Annotated in this window: 14 protein-coding genes and 1 pseudogene; 13 read left to right on the top strand and 2 right to left on the bottom strand. The window is 50.4% G+C overall.

The features are described from left to right. The first annotated feature begins 122 nt into the window (after nt 1-122). From D888_RS0108595 to msrA, 13 genes and pseudogenes are all read left to right on the top strand, one after another. Complete coding sequence (locus D888_RS0108595) at nt 123-476, top strand: DUF3870 domain-containing protein (RefSeq protein WP_020676144.1); 354 nt, start codon at nt 123-125, stop codon at nt 474-476. Between the two features lie 158 nt (nt 477-634). Then, complete coding sequence (gene nfsA, locus D888_RS0108600; protein ID WP_020676145.1) at nt 635-1,372, top strand: oxygen-insensitive NADPH nitroreductase; 738 nt, start codon at nt 635-637, stop codon at nt 1,370-1,372. A 128-nt stretch (nt 1,373-1,500) separates the two neighbouring features. Then, complete coding sequence (locus D888_RS0108605; RefSeq protein ID WP_020676146.1) at nt 1,501-1,896, top strand: VOC family protein; 396 nt, start codon at nt 1,501-1,503, stop codon at nt 1,894-1,896. 553 nt (nt 1,897-2,449) lie between these two features. Beyond that, on the top strand, nt 2,450-3,436 hold the full coding sequence (locus tag D888_RS0108610; protein WP_020676147.1) for a TAXI family TRAP transporter solute-binding subunit: 987 nt from the start codon (nt 2,450-2,452) through the stop codon (nt 3,434-3,436). Between the two features lie 81 nt (nt 3,437-3,517). Next, nucleotides 3,518-5,458: a TRAP transporter permease gene (locus D888_RS0108615; RefSeq protein ID WP_020676148.1), complete on the top strand. Its 1,941-nt coding sequence runs from the start codon at nt 3,518-3,520 to the stop codon at nt 5,456-5,458. A 32-nt stretch (nt 5,459-5,490) separates the two neighbouring features. Continuing rightward, on the top strand, nt 5,491-6,210 hold the full coding sequence (locus tag D888_RS0108620) for an SDR family NAD(P)-dependent oxidoreductase (RefSeq protein ID WP_020676149.1): 720 nt from the start codon (nt 5,491-5,493) through the stop codon (nt 6,208-6,210). 62 nt (nt 6,211-6,272) lie between these two features. Continuing rightward, a complete protein-coding gene (locus D888_RS0108625; RefSeq protein WP_020676150.1) occupies nt 6,273-6,983 on the top strand; it encodes a 3-oxoacid CoA-transferase subunit A in 711 nt (236 codons plus the stop codon). Then, nucleotides 6,980-7,675, top strand: coding sequence for a 3-oxoacid CoA-transferase subunit B (locus tag D888_RS0108630; protein ID WP_020676151.1), 696 nt, complete (start codon nt 6,980-6,982; stop codon nt 7,673-7,675). Before D888_RS0108625 ends, D888_RS0108630 begins: the two co-directional genes overlap by 4 nt. Nucleotides 7,676-7,747: 72 nt before the next feature. Then, complete coding sequence (locus D888_RS0108635; RefSeq protein ID WP_020676152.1) at nt 7,748-8,950, top strand: thiolase family protein; 1,203 nt, start codon at nt 7,748-7,750, stop codon at nt 8,948-8,950. 175 nt (nt 8,951-9,125) lie between these two features. Further along, complete coding sequence (locus D888_RS0108640) at nt 9,126-10,367, top strand: hypothetical protein (RefSeq protein ID WP_020676153.1); 1,242 nt, start codon at nt 9,126-9,128, stop codon at nt 10,365-10,367. A 257-nt stretch (nt 10,368-10,624) separates the two neighbouring features. Beyond that, nucleotides 10,625-11,827 (top strand): MFS transporter, encoded by a 1,203-nt coding sequence (locus tag D888_RS0108645; RefSeq protein WP_020676154.1) that lies wholly within the window; start codon nt 10,625-10,627, stop codon nt 11,825-11,827. A gap of 395 nt (nt 11,828-12,222) precedes the next feature. Continuing rightward, a pseudogene (gene msrB, locus D888_RS21125) lies at nt 12,223-12,651 on the top strand (peptide-methionine (R)-S-oxide reductase MsrB); the annotation flags it as partial. 50 nt (nt 12,652-12,701) lie between these two features. Beyond that, on the top strand, nt 12,702-13,292 hold the full coding sequence (gene msrA / locus D888_RS0108655) for a peptide-methionine (S)-S-oxide reductase MsrA (protein ID WP_020676156.1): 591 nt from the start codon (nt 12,702-12,704) through the stop codon (nt 13,290-13,292). A gap of 179 nt (nt 13,293-13,471) precedes the next feature. Here the strand turns inward: msrA and D888_RS0108660 are convergent, their stop codons facing one another. After that, nucleotides 13,472-13,954: a cache domain-containing protein gene (locus tag D888_RS0108660; protein ID WP_020676157.1), complete on the bottom strand. Its 483-nt coding sequence runs from the start codon at nt 13,952-13,954 to the stop codon at nt 13,472-13,474. Nucleotides 13,955-14,003: 49 nt separating this feature from the next. Continuing rightward, on the bottom strand, nt 14,004-14,573 hold the full coding sequence (locus D888_RS0108665; RefSeq protein WP_020676158.1) for an acetate uptake transporter: 570 nt from the start codon (nt 14,571-14,573) through the stop codon (nt 14,004-14,006). Nucleotides 14,574-15,237: the final 664 nt, after the last annotated feature.

A 15,237-nucleotide genomic window follows, 5' to 3' on the forward strand; every position in this document is an offset into this window, starting at 1 on the left:
CGACATGGATTCTGCTGTCGTGTCCGCTCATAAACTTCTTTTCGCTCGTTCAACTTCATTACCCCTCGCCCATACGTCGAGAAGGGAAGTGGGGTTAAGGGTATAAAACAGGAGAGACGTCTTTGAAAAAGAATCGGTCAGAAAATGTGGATTTAAATCTCGCCGAAACAATCCTTGTGACCGGCTATGCCCCCTCGCCGCAAGGAACAGCGATGAATTCGATTTACAAGTATGTTGGAGTTATCCTTGAGATTGACCCGCAGACCGATCGGATTATCAATGCCGAATTTACCTTTGTCACCTCTCTGGCTCGTGATTTTATTGCCAGGGTGATTCAGGGGTATCACCTTAAAGATGGGGTGGAAGGGCTCTGTCAGAAGATCCGAACCCGGTACCTGGCGCCATCAACCGAAGCAGTTAACGCCTGCGTCAAGGTAGCTGTTCAACGCTATTTCGACATGAAGCAGGTACGCTAGTTTGCTCTTGATTGTCTTGAGGGATTATTTACCCCTTGGTATGGGACTGGATGGACTTGGCTAATCTCCTGAACCAGGAGAGCTATTGCTGCAGAACCAAACAGCAGTCGTCTCACTTTAAGACTTCATCAGCTGACCACCTTAAACGGGAGTTGATCGTGGATAATGTCATAAAATTGCTGAAGGCGCATCGTTCCATCCGGGAATATTTAAATCGACCGGTAAGCCAGAAATTGCTTGAGTCCCTTATTGAAGCCGGACAGTGTGCAGCTACCTCCAGTTTTATTCAGGCATGTACTGTCATTCAGGTAAGCAATCAGGAAACAAGGCAGAAGCTTTGCGAATACTCAGCCGGGCAGGTCTATGTTGCCAATGCGCCGGTATTCCTGGTTTTTTGTGTCGATATGAATCGCCATCGGTTGTCTTGTGATATGCACGATGCCCCGATGCTGTCTGGATATACTGAGCAGTTTTTAACTGCCGCTCTGGATTGTGCCCTGTTTGCCCAAAACGTACTTGTTGGCGCTGAAGCGATGGGGCTCGGTGGCTGCTATATTGGTGCCATCAGAAACCATATCGCCGAGGTTGACAAGTTGCTGGGTCTACCCGAGTTGGTTTGTCCTGTTTTTGGCCTCTGCCTTGGCTATCCGGCACAAAATCCTGAGATCAAACCGCGCTTGCCCCTGTCGGTTGTATTTAAACAGGAGAGCTATGATGACAGTTCTGATGCCGCCCTCATCAGGGATTATGACCAGACGATTCGTGAATATTACCGAACCCGCTCCGGTAGTAACAAAGACGACTCCTGGAGTGTGCGGATATCATCCATGTTGGCAAAGGAAGCGCGCCCGCACATGCTCCCATACCTCAAATCTAAGGGTTATCTGCTCAAGTAGTGGTATTTGACCGGGAACCCTTTATCCGGGGTTGGTCTTACAAGTAGTCGGCCGATTTATTCTGGAACCACTAGTGTGGGTCAGGATGGCTACGTTTAAATAACTAACCTGTGAGGGCGAATATCTTTATGGAAACTGAAACTATTGTATTTGACCATGTTCACCTGCTTAGCGAAAATCCGTCTGCGGCGGCGGAATGGTATGTCGATATGCTGGACGGCAAAATTACCGCCAATATCGAGGTCGGCGGTGCCCCCCAAGTGACAGTTGACTTTATTGGTGCCAAAATTATCATTCGTGGCCAACGCAGTGGCGAAGAGGCTGTCCATAAAAAGGCCCTGTATTGGGGTACTGACCATTTTGGTTTCAGGGTAACAGGCGATTTAGACCGGTTCTGTCAGGTGCTTAAACAAAAAGGGGCAATGTTTACCCTGGAACCAGTCGATTTTGGCCCGAAGGTACGGATCGCCTTCATCCAAGCACCGGACGGGGTTAGTATCGAGCTGCTGAAAAGAAAAATTTAGCCTCAAAAGTTCACTGCTGTTGCCGACGCGCGCTCACCAGAAATGGGTACCAATATGCGGCCCTCGAAGACACAGAAATGAGTTAGAATTCTCGGATTATTGGCTTTAATAAAGTGAAAATCAAACTCGGTTTTTTATTGTCAGGTAATTCGTTTGCTTGCATAAATTAGCCTGTTTTATTTTGTTTAACAGTATGTTGCGGATAAGAACTGCAATTTATCGACTGTAGCGGAAAAGTGAATTTAGGCGAATTCCGATAAAGCTATTGACATAAATATAACGTAGATATATTGTCAAATTTCGAGATTTAGTTTTTTCTGGCTTATGTTTTTGACTCCCCTGTCAAAAATCTCCAGCCGGGAAATACGACTAATATCATCGGAAATACAACGGCATCCGTGAAAACGGATCGCACGTTTGTACTTTCGGTGATTTTTTTTTGCCCTAAATCAAATCAGGTCCAAATTGTTTTGGTTTGAAGTTGTGGAATCGCCACATTTTCAACACAGGGCCTCTGTGTACATAAACTATTCAAACAGTAAGGAGATTAACAATGAAGAGAACTGCATTATTTCCCATGGTTTTAGCCCTGATGTTGTCCTTATCTATCTGCCTCACACCTTCCAGCAGCTTTGCTGCGGACAAGGGTAAGATCGATACCTCAATGATCACCTTCGGAGCCGCGACCGTTGGTGGCTTCTGGTATGTTTTGGCAGGAGCCTACGGCGATGCTATTCACAAGTACAACAAGACCGTGGTCAACGTCATTCAAGGTGGCTCCATCGCAAATATTAAGGGGCTTGAGCAGGGTGTGTTCCAGATGGGCTTTAGTAACGGCCAGACCGTTCCCGAGGCTCTGGAGGGTAAGGCGGCCTTTGCGGGTAAGCCGGTAACGACTTTCGATACGATCGCAGGTCTCTACTCCAACGTCTTCTTCATCGCCGTCAGTGGTGATTCAGATATTAAGACCATCAAGGATCTCAAGGGTAAGAGCGTCAGTCCTGGCATCAAAGGCTACAGTGGAGAACTGGCATTTCAGTCGATCCTTAAGGCCAATGGGCTCTCTTATGACGACCTCAGCAACGTGCAGTATGTTGGTACCGCTGATGGTGCCAGTCTGTTGCGCGACGGTCATATTGATGCGCTCCTCGGTATGCTCAACCAGCCTAACTCCTCTCTTCAGGAACTCGATACCACCTTGCGTAGCGGCATCCGCTTGATCCCCCTCGATCTCGCGACCGTTCGTGCCCTGCAATCGCAAAATAAGGGCTATGCCAACTTCACCATCAAGGGTGGCACCTATAAATCCGAACAACGGGATACTCCAACGGTTGCCGCTGTGACTCAAGTGTTGGTTCTCAAGGATTTGCCAGAACAGTTTGTCTATGATGTCACCAAAGTTCTGATCGAAAATGAAAAGACCTGGCGCCAGCTATCCAAGACCATGAAGGACTTTGACGGCAAAATGGCCCTCTCTTCTGCAATTGGCCCTATGCATCCTGGTGCCGTTAAATACTACAAGGAAGCTGGCCTTCTGTAAGTTAAGAATCAACTGCCAGTTGCCCGACGGGGTGACTCCCAAAATTTCACCCCGTCGGACGTATCACAAAGGATAGGACTAATGAGTCAAATCATAGAGCAGGCACTCGGTGGGGATCTCTTTTTAGGTAAGATCAGAAAATTGCGGCCAGCGTACAATCGGGTCGTTACAATGGTCGGCATCAGCATGACCATGTTTCAGCTCTATACGGCCTTATTTGGATCCTATACGGCGCTCTTGCAACGGGCCTGCCATCTATCCTTTGCGCTTTTGATTACCTTTATGCTCTATCAGCCTACGCGCAAAAGTCAGGACTCGGTGCCCTGGTACGATTGGCTGATCCTGGCCCTGACCTCAGCGGCTTATGGGTACCTGTGCTTCAATGGTCAGGAAATTTCTTACCACATGTCCTTTGTTACCCCGTTGACCAGTATCGAGTTGCTGGTTGGGGTCGTTGCCGGATTACTGTTGATTGAGGCGACCCGGCGTACCGTGGGTAATTCCTTAGCGCTCGTGCTGGTCTTCTCTTTAGCGTATATCTTCTTCGGGGAGCACCTCCCCGGGTTAATGCAACATCGGGGTTTTAACCTGACGTGGATCGTTGATCAGTTATTTTATGGAACTGATGGGGTCTTCGGCATTCCTCTCGGAGTTGCTTCGACCTTTATTTTCCTCTTCATTCTGTTTGGTAAGCTGCTCGAAGCCTCTAAGGGCGGTGAATTCTTTATTGATATTGCCGTTGCTGGAATGGGCCGGTTTCGCGGCGGTCCCGCGAAAACTGCAATTTTAGGCAGTGCCCTGCTTGGCACCATCTCCGGAAGCGCAGTTGCCAATGTTTCAACCACTGGTGCCTTCACCATTCCGCTGATGAAACGAACCGGCTATAAACCCGAATTCGCTGGGGCAGTAGAGGCTGTTGCTTCCTCTGGTGGGCAGATCATGCCCCCGATTATGGGAGCGACCGCCTTCGTGATTGCCACCTACGTCGGCATACCCTACGGTGAACTGGCCTTTAAGGCGATCATTCCAGCGTTGCTGTATTTTCTCTGTCTTGGTTTTCAGGTCGACTTTCGTGCCCAACGCAACGGGCTTAAAGGCCTTCCTGCAGAGGAGATCCCCAAATTTTGGGCAGTCTTCAAAAAAGGGTATCTGTTCATCATTCCTCTGGCCGCAATCGTGATCATGCTGGTCCTCGGATACTCTCCCATGCGAGCAGGACTCTATGCTATCGGAGCAGTGATTCTTGTCTGTATGCCGCAAAGTCGTACCCGGTTCTCATTGCGAACGGTGCTCAATACTTTTGACCAGGCCGCTCGTGGAATCATCGAAACTTCGATCGCTTGCGCTGCTGCGGGCATGGTGATTGGCGTTATCTCGCTATCAGGATTGGGTCTGCGTTTCAGTAGTATGATTATCGATTTTGCCGGCGGTAGTTTGCTGTTGACGCTGATATTCACCATGGTCGTCTCCTTAATCCTTGGCATGGGGCTTCCTACCGTGGCCGCTTACATTATCCAGGTGGCTCTGACCGTTCCGGCGCTTATCAATATGGGCGTTGAGCCGGTGGCTGCTCACATGTTTATCTTCTATTTCGCGATCATCTCCGCGATCACCCCACCCGTGGCCCTGGCGGCTTTTGCTGCTGCGGGAATCGCCGGCTCGAATCCCATGCGCACCGGTGTCATTGCCATGCGTCTCGGGATTGCAGCATTCGTCATTCCCTACGTATTTGTCTATGGCCCGGCATTGCTGTTGGTCGGCAGCGTACCGAAGATCTGCCTTGCCGTGATCACTGCCTGCCTGGGTATATACAGCATGGCGGCAGCGGCGGAAGGCTGGCTGCTTCGTGACTGTTATTGGTATGAGCGCCTCTTACTGGTGGTTGTATCTCTGGTGCTTGTTGTCCCGGGGTTTGTGACTGACATCATTGGCGTCATCGGAATTCTCTTGGTGTTCGCTCTGCAGAAATTTACCCGCAAAGAGATTGTCCTTGGGCAGGACCAGCCAGAGGCGGCTGTTTGACGACAACCTGAACAATTTTGACGGAGTGGGATATGCACGATAATTATGTATTAGTTACCGGTGGCTCTCAAAATATCGGTGCAGCCATCTGTCGGCGCCTGCATGCCGATGGGTTAAAGGTCATTGTACTGGACATTGTGGAACCGACCCACGATCTAAGTACGGAATTTTGCCAGGTTGATTTATCTGACGCGCAAGCAACCAAAGCAGTTCTCGCACAGCTGACCGATAAGTACGAAATAACCCGTTTGGTTAACAACGTGGGGATCGTCAGGCCAGCACTTGTTGAAGACACCAAGTTAGAAGATTTTGAGTTGCTTATGAACTTGAATACCCGTTCAGCTCTGATCTGTACTCAGGCATTGTTGCCAACTATGCGACGCAAAAAGTTTGGTCGGATTGTTTCCAATGCCAGTCGGGTCGTTTTGGGTAAAGAGTTACGAACCTGCTACAGCGGCAGCAAGGGCGCATTGATTTCTATGAGTCGCACCTGGGCCCTGGAGCTTGCCAAAGACGGAATTACGGTCAATGGCGTTGCTCCCGGGCCGATTGCAACCAATGCTTTTTGGGCCAATAACCCACCGGATTCAAAACAGGCCAAAGCTATCCTCAGAGGGATTCCGCTTCAACGCATGGGGACTCCAGAAGATGTTGCTAACGGCGTAGCTTTTTTTATCGATGAGCGAAGCTCCTTTGTGACCGGACAATTTTTGTACGTTTGTGGCGGGGTAACGGTCGGCCTTTCTGCCTAGTTATTTCTGAAATCCCTAATACCTTATTTTATCTTTGTAACTACGAAGGAGTTCCCCCTGCAATGATGGATAAAATCCAACAGAGCCTTGCGGCTGCTGTGACAGATATTTTTGACGGAGCATCGGTGATGATCGGTGGCTTCGGTGAAGCGGGCAGCCCGATCGAACTTATTCATGCCCTGATTGACCAGGGGGCTCGAGATTTAACCGTTATCAGTAATAACGCAGGTAATGGCCATGTCGGCCTTGCGGCGTTGATTCAGGCAGGGCGAGTGAAAAAAATGATTTGTTCATATCCCCGTTCGTCAAACTCAACAGTTTTTGCCGATCTGTATAAAGCCGGGAAGATAGAGCTTGAGCTCGTGCCGCAAGGCACCCTGGCGGCACGCATGCAACTGGGAGGTTCTGGCATCCCGGCGTTTTACACCCCTACGGGTGTTGGTACACCTCTGGCCGAAGGACGGGAGACCCGTATCTTTAATGGTAAAGAATATCTTCTGGAAGAGGGGATGTTAGCCGATTTTGCGCTGGTACGTTGTCATTGTGCTGATGCTATGGGAAACCTGACCTACCATATGGCGGCCCGTAATTTCGGGCCGGTGATGTGTATGGCGGCTGAGACAACCATAGTTCAAGCCCTGTCAGTTGTTCCTGTGGGCGCCTTAGACCCAGAGAAGGTCGTCACTCCAGGCATTTTCGTTGATCGAGTCATCGAAGTCAGTAATGCAGCCCATGAAAGTGAACTTGTTTCTAACGGAGTGACCTACCCATGAGCACGAGGACTAAAGCAGTTATCGGTTTATCACGGAAACAAATGGCCTGGCGCGCCGCACAGGATGTCATCGATTGTTCCTATGTAAATCTGGGGATTGGAATTCCTGAACAGATTGCCAATTACGTTCCAGAGGGGCGAACAGTCATTTACCATACCGAAAACGGGATTCTTGGATTCGGACCTTCGCCTGAGAAAGGGCAGGAAGATCCTGAATTGATTAATGCCGGGAAAAAGCCCGTAACTTTGCTTCCTGGTGCCAGTTTTTTCCATCAGGCCGATAGCTTTGCCATGATGCGTGGCGGCCACATCGATATGTGTTTCCTCGGGGCTTTACAGGTCTCTTATCAGGGAGACCTGGCCAACTGGTCGACGGGCGAACCTGGGGCGATTCCAGCAGTCGGTGGTGCCATGGACTTGGTAGCGGGGGTAAAACGGGTGTTGGTCTTAACCGATCATATGACCCGTGACGGCAGACCTAAGCTGGTGAGCACCTGTACTTACCCATTAACGTGCAAGCAGCTTGTAGAGCGAGTCTACACCAACTATGGCGTTTTCGACATCGCACCCGAAGGCTTTATCGTCCGTGAAATCGCGCCAGGGGTTACGACCGGACTGCTTGAAAAGTGCACTGCTGCTCCGCTCTTGTTTCCTGATGATTTAATACTCATGGAACCTCCTGAGCAGATGTAACGCTTATTCAGTTTAATCCCGCAAGGGTGATCCCGTAGATCGCTGACCTTTTTTTCCCTCAGGATTGGAGCAATGATGCCAACAAAAGAAGTGTGGATAATCGAAGCATTAAGGACGCCGGTCGGCAAGCATGGCGGTGGATTGGCAGGAGTGCGTCCTGACGATCTCGCGGCCGGGGTATTAAAAACCTTGGTCGAACGCAGCGGTATCCCGGCTAGCGAGATCGAAGATGTTTATCTGGGGTGCGTCAACCAGGCCGGTGAGGATAACCGTAATGTGGCGCGCATGAGTTTGCTTTTGGCGGGGCTGCCAGAAAACGTAGGTGGCTGCACCCTGAACCGCCTTTGTGGTTCAGGGTTGGAAGCTGTGGCTGCGGCGACGCGCGCTATTCTTGCTGGCGAAGGCCATGTCTATATTGGCGGTGGAGTCGAATCAATGAGTCGCTCCCCCTGGATCATCGGCAAGTCAGAGAAGGGTTTTCACATCGGCAATCAAACCCTCTATGACACGACTCTCGGCTGGCGATTTGTAAACCCGCAACTGGAGGCGCTGGGGCATACCGAAGCGATGGGTATCACCGCAGAAAATCTGGCTGAGATGTATTCCATCACCAGAGAAAAACAGGACCTGTTTGCGCTCGAGAGTCAGCGCAAGGCCATGCATGCCATGGAACGGGGTGTTTTCAGCGATGAATTGGTCCCTGTTCAGACCAAAAAAGCGCTTATTGCATGTGATGAAGGCCCTCGGCCCGAGACGACCCTGGAAAAACTCAACTCCCTCAAACCAGCATTCAAAAAGGGTGGCACTGTAACCGCCGGAAATTCCAGCATGCTTAACGATGGAGCTGCGGCTTTGATGCTGGTTTCCAGTGAATATGGGCGGGCTCACGGCCTCAAGCCGCTGGCTAAAATAAAAGGAACGGCGATTGCCGGAGTGCCTCCCAGAATTATGGGGATCGGCCCGGTTCCTGCCACTGACAAATTGTTGCGACGGCTTGGCTTGCAGCTGCCTGATCTTAACCTGATAGAACTCAATGAGGCTTTTGCTGCTCAGTCTCTGGCGGTTCTTAGTGAATGGAACCTGGATTACCAGGATCCTCGACTTAACCCTAATGGTGGTGCGATTGCCTTAGGGCATCCTTTGGGCTGTTCCGGCGCCAAGCTATTAACTACATTGGTGCATGAAATGAAGAGGAACGAGAACGTCAATCTAGGTCTGGTCTCTATGTGTATCGGCGTAGGGCAAGGCATTTCCATGGTCGTTGAGCGGGTCTGATCTCCGGGGTTGAAAATAACCTGTTCTGCCCTGAGGGCACCTGAAGCTCGTGCGGATGTTGACTCAGCTCGTACCCGTGCCCGACGCGATGGTGATAGCTACCGGTTAAACAGAAGTATTGCCTCCTATTGATGCGAAAGAAGCTAGCTTGAAATATAGACGGATCTCGGCGGGATTGCTGCTGTTCTTTTCTGTACTGGCGAGCCTTGTTGGCAATTTTGCCCCATTTGCCAGTACTCTCGCGGGAAGCCTTCAGCTGGTGGCGGCTGTTTTGTTGTGGCCGGACGTTCCTTTATCATTACGCTGGCAAGGTTTTTGCCTTGCGTTACTTGGTCTGACAGGTTTGTTTTGGTTCTCGGGGGATATCAGCCTCCTTGCCGCTGCCAGTCGCAATCAGGCGATGATCGCAATGTTGGCGGCCGTGGGCATTTTACGTCTGGTGGCGCACCCCGCTTCAAACAAGCCCCTGCCGGTTGGGCGTAGAGCCGTGTGGCAAACCCTCTTCGGCATCCATTGGCTGGGCGCTTTTATCAATATCTCAGCGATGGTTATATTTGGTGACCGACTCGTTTCAGAAAATCGCAGCCTCAGTCCTCTACAGGGACTGGTCCTGACCCGCGGATTCGCCTTAGCGGCACTTTGGTCACCTTTTTTTGTAGCGATAGGGGTCGCTCTGGGTAACGCTCCGGGAGCTCATTACATCCCTCTTTTATTGTGGGGGCTGCCCTTAAGTCAGGGTCTGTTACTGACCTTTGTTGCCTGGCAGGTTCATCACCATCCTGAAGAGTTGGATCGCTTTGTCGGTTATCCCTTTAACCTGCAAGCTATTCTGAGCCCTCTGGTGTTGACGGCTTTGGTTATTGTCGGACATCTCTTATTGGCGAGCATTTCCATAATCGCCCTGATTACCTTTTTTGCCCCCATTTACACCCTATTAGTTAATTTCAAAAAAAAACCAGTTGCTATCCTGGCCAGGTATGTCAGTGAGGATCTTCCCCGGATGGGATCTGAAGTCAGTTTATTTGTGGCTGCAGGGATTTTGGGCGGCGGGATTGTCTCCTTAGTCGCTCAACAGGAGCTGGTCATTCCCTGGGGAGGGCAGGGCGCTTTGCTTGCGTCTGGCGGATTAGGCATCATAATCCTGATCTCCAGCATCGGAATTCATCCCGTCGTTGGGATCACCATGGTCGGATCTGTACTCGCTTCGGCAGGTTTAAGCCCTGACCTGTTGGCCATGAGCTTTGTCATGGGTTGGGGGTTGGGAGTCCTTATCAACCCAATTTCGGGTATTCATCTATTGTTATCCGGACGCTATGGATTCCCGGTTCGTCAGGTGTGGTATTTGAATGCTGGTTACGTCTTTAGTGCATTTCTTGCCTGTTGTGCCTGGTTATTTCTTTTTCAAGCATTTTCCTGATTTTAATAGTTACGATGATTATGAAGAAGAACTGTAATGGTTTGAGCCAGCCCCGTTCTATGAAATAAGTTTTCTGAAGATGAATCCGCACCAGACCGGACTCGCATTCATCTTGTACCATCTGTTCCTTTGAAATAGTTGTGATACCTGGGGGTCTTCTTCTTGACGATAACCCAACCTCGGGGCTATGCAGTCTGAGAGCTTACCTTGGTCATCGTAAGCTTCTCCGTCAATGACAATACAGGAAAATTAAGTATATGAGCCATATCGAGCCCCGGCAGATGATTAGCAGTCCCACCAAATTGTTGACCTTCGAATTCGTTGGTTTGTGCCTGGTCGTCTGTCTTGCCTTCTGCAATGTTGCCGTTTTTTACAATCTTTTCAATTATTTGCAAACGCTAGGTATCCGAGGAGAGCTCTGCGGACTGATCGTTGGTGTTTACTCCCTTACTGCCATGCTTCTTTTTCTGGTGGTGAGCCCATTCCTGAGCGTCGTGAACGCGCCGCGAACCATGCTTCTCGGGATTATGGTTCTGATACTCTCCGGTTTCAGTTATTTTTTCGTTGATTCGTTCTGGGGACTTCTGAGCCTTAGAATCTTCAATGGGTTGGGCCAGTTTCTATTGACCGCCGGAACCATGTCTCTTTTTGTTTCTGTTATTCCTCTGGAGAAGAGCGGACAGGCTTTCAGCTTTTATTCGATAGCGATTCTATTGCCCTATGGCGTTGTCCCGACATTAATGGACGCACTCGGCGCCTACATCCCGACCCCACCATACGGGTATGCCCTGGCGACGATTTCGTTTATCCCCGCCGCATGGCTCATTCTGAAAATTCGGAAACGAACACGGTGCGTCAGAGATTTAAAGACTTCCCCCAAACGACCCTCATGGCAAGACATCAGGACTAACTTGACACAGTTACCCGTGGCACTCTTGCTGATTATGAATCTGAGTTACTTTGTCCTCTGGGGAAGCCTCTTTTTTCTGTTTAAAGGGTTTGCTGCCCAGCAGGGGTTAGCCAATGTCGGCAGTTTTTTCGCTGTAATGACTGGGTTGATGATCATCATTCGGCTTCTGGCTGGTCGTCTCTTCGATATCCTTGACAAGTCACGGTTAATGATAATTTCTTTCGCCCTCATCGGCATGGGGAACTTCGCTCTGGATCATCTCCCCGGAAACTGGGCCATTCCTCTGGTGGCACTTTTGTTTGGTTTGGGAATGGGGGCTGGTTACCCGGCGGTCAATGGCCTGATGTTCGAAGTCTCCGCACCACGTTTTCGTGCCCTGAATGCCAATCTTATGCTCTTCACTGTGCATGGAGGTTTTTTCTTCGGGCCAGCAATCGGAGGGGCACTTGTGGCTCGGCAGGGTTACCACGGTTATTTCTTATTCAGTATTGGGCTGGCTCTCACCACTGCAGTCCTCAGCACCTTGCTGATCCGCTCCCGAAGGCTCTAAAATTTAGAGCTTTGTGACCGGAAAGCCCGTCACCTCCACCATTTTAAAAGGGTCGCCTAAATAAACGGCCCTTTTAATTTTCAGCTTTCCAACCAATAGACTAAATCTTTACACAATCATTATCCGCTCATTACCCCGCCATTATGAATGTCAGGTATGATACAGCCAGATGCACGCACCGATCCGCCATCCAAATGGCCGGATCTGCTAGAATGGAGGATATGATGAAAACTCTGATAATCACTCTGCTCAGTCTACCCCTGGTTCTGATCGGCTTTCACCTGGCGCAGGGGCAGGGGATGGGGCAGAAGACAGATGACATGACAATGTCACAGCCAATGACGTCGGACACTATGACGAAGGATAAAACCATGAGCCCGAAACACCAGTATATGGTTCCAACCGATGCTGAACTCCGCAGCCGGCTGACCCCGCTGCAGTATAAGGTGACCCGGGAAAACGGGACCGAGAAACCGTTCTCCAATACCTACTGGAACAATCACGAGGCCGGCATTTACGTCGATGTGATCTCGGGCGCGCCGCTGTTCAGTTCGACCGACAAGTATGAATCGGGCACCGGCTGGCCGAGCTTCACCAAGCCGCTCGATCCCGCACAGGTCGTCGAAAAGACAGATAAGAGCTTCTTCTCGGTGCGTACCGAGCTGCGCAGCAAGCTGGCCGATGCGCACCTGGGGCATGTCTTCGATGACGGCCCCGCACCCGGCGGCTTGCGTTACTGCATGAACTCGGCAGCCCTGCGTTTCATCCCGGTCGCCGATCTCGAAAAAGAGGGCTACGGCGAATACCTGAAGTTGTTCAAGTAATTGCTGCCGCTCCTGATGGATGTCGTTAGCAGCATATGGGTGGAGGTCTTATGAACTACAAGCTGATTCTTGTGCTGGGGGCGATCCTGATCTCCAGTGCCGCAAGCGCTTCGGCCGCTAAAACCGTACTGGCGGGGGGCTGCTTCTGGTGCATGGAGGCAGATTTTGAAAAGCTGCCCGGAGTCACCGATGTGGTCTCCGGCTTTACCGGCGGAACCTTGAAAGATCCGACCTATAACGGCGATCATGAGGGTCACTATGAGTCGGTAGAAATCACCTATGATCCAAGCAAGCTGAGCTATCAGCAGTTACTCGATTATTACTGGCTGCAAATTGACCCCTTTGATGATGGCGGCCAGTTTTGTGACCGGGGGCACACATATTTAAGCGCTATCTTTGTCGCCAATGAAGAGGAACAGAAAATCGCGGTGGCCTCCAAGGCGCGGATTGCCGCAGAGTTTCCGGGAAAAGAAGTCGTGACGCCCATCCTGAAGGCCTCAACCTTTTATCCCATCAAGGGGGATGAAAGTTACCATCAGGATTATTATAAAAAGAACCCTATCCGCTACAACATCTATCGCTGGAATTGCGGACGCGATCAACGCCTGAAGGCAATCTGGGGTGACAAGGCCAGTCATTAGCCTGGACAGCCCCTCATCGACTGGCGGCCTCAAGTTCGATGGCTTTGGGGGCGGTGTGGCACAAAATAACAACGCGCCCTGAGGCATGGTCTCAGGGCGCGTTGTTTTAGAATCAGGTGAAGTCTGTGCTGTCTTTGTCCCGCGACTCACAGGGGAGGGCGGTCAAAGCTGGCGAGGACTCAATATAGCATCCCGCCGACATAGACGCCGGCTCCGACGAAAAGATCCGTGCCCGGCACCCGATAAATATAAGACAATTTCTTGGACGGGGTCGTTTTCCCCGGCTTGGGCCACATATATTCGACCCAGCCATGGCCGACGTTGCGCGCCAGGTTGACAAACTGCACGAACATCGCCTTGTCGGTCGGATCAGTCAGCAACAGCACATGCTTCATCTTGGTCAGCTCCGGCTCAAACGGGTGAGCCAGCATTTTTCCATCCAGGTTCATCAGAAAGACATAAGAGTCTTTCCAGACAAAAGGTCCCTTGGGATTTCCAATCGCCTTGATGGCGGCATCTACTCCCTGGGTCGTGATCATGGCCGCAGCCTCCCGGCACTTGATCACACACTCTTCCTTGGTCGCTGCTTCATCTGCAGCCCACAGGGTGGCAGCAGACAGAATCATCATCAGACCGAACGCAATAATAACTAACTTCTTCATATCGTCCTCCGCTTAAATTTGGATTTATTCCGCAAAAATCAAAACTCGATTAAAACTTGATCCAGGGTTTCCCGACGGGCAAAACATTCCTTTGAAAGACCTGGGCGTAAATGGTGTGCGCCATCATGTAGAGCGCCGAGACCCCGCAGAGCATCAGTTCATAGCCAGCGACCTTGATCATTTCAGGATAACCGAAATGCCCCAGATCCAGCAGGATAAACCCGATCAACAGCAGGGTAAAGGTGATCGCCATGGCACCATGAATGCGCATCGCCGGAATCCACATGATCGCGGTATAGATGGTCCAGCCGACCAGAAACCAGCCGAGATCCCTGGTGCTGGAATGATAGATGTTGAAGTTGTTGAGCATGAAAATAACCCCCAACGAAATCCAGAATGCGCCGTAAGAGACAAAGGCACTGTAGCCGAAGTTGTTCCCGCACTTGAATTCCTGATAGCCGGCGATCATCTGCGCCAGGCCACCATAGATAAAAGCCAGAGCAACAATCGGACCGGCATCGCACCAGCCGACATTATGGAACTGCAGCAGCAGAGTTGTGATCCCAAAACCTGCCAGGCCGACAACTCCGGGGTTGCCCATGGGTGTTTCATTTGCCATTGTTTAATTTCCTTCCTGTTGTTTATTTAATGGAAACGCGTAATTTTCCTCACCAAGAGCCTGATTTAAAAACTCAAAGCTGAGAAAACGAAAAAACCGACATATGTCCACCTCAGGGGAGAACCTGTCCCCGAGCAGGGCCATGTGCGGTCAGCAAACTAGGGTTATAAATTTTATAAAGGAACCACTGTTATATGGGGTTGGTGAAGGGTTCACCTTCGGTTTCAACCAGTGAACTATGGTTCTAAACCATCGTTACCGGTTTTGAAAATCTACACTTTAATCCCATATATGTCAAAAATTATTTTATAGCCCAATCGGCACAAACAGATTTTTGTCCGGGAACCTGTTTAATTCTTGGGTTTGAAGTAAAAACTCGGCTGTCTTGTTCAGGATTTGGCGCGTTTGCAGGTTCATAACCATGGCGAGAGGGAGAGGATTTGCTGCAAACTTGGGTAAGCAGTGAAATTTGCCATCAGCTCATGGAGAGTTTGCCAGTTTTTGAGGGTAGCCCGAATGGGGAGGGTACAGTGTTTAAACGGCAGGAACTCGGTGTGTACATCGGCGATTAAATATCCTATATTGCGAGAATTGTTTAATATTTGGGGAGGACGGTATGGTTTGCAGAAGAGGGGATAGCGTTAAAAATTGATGGCCGTCTGTG

The organism is Geopsychrobacter electrodiphilus DSM 16401 (genome assembly GCF_000384395.1).
Taxonomy (GTDB): Bacteria; Desulfobacterota; Desulfuromonadia; order Desulfuromonadales; family Geopsychrobacteraceae; genus Geopsychrobacter; species Geopsychrobacter electrodiphilus.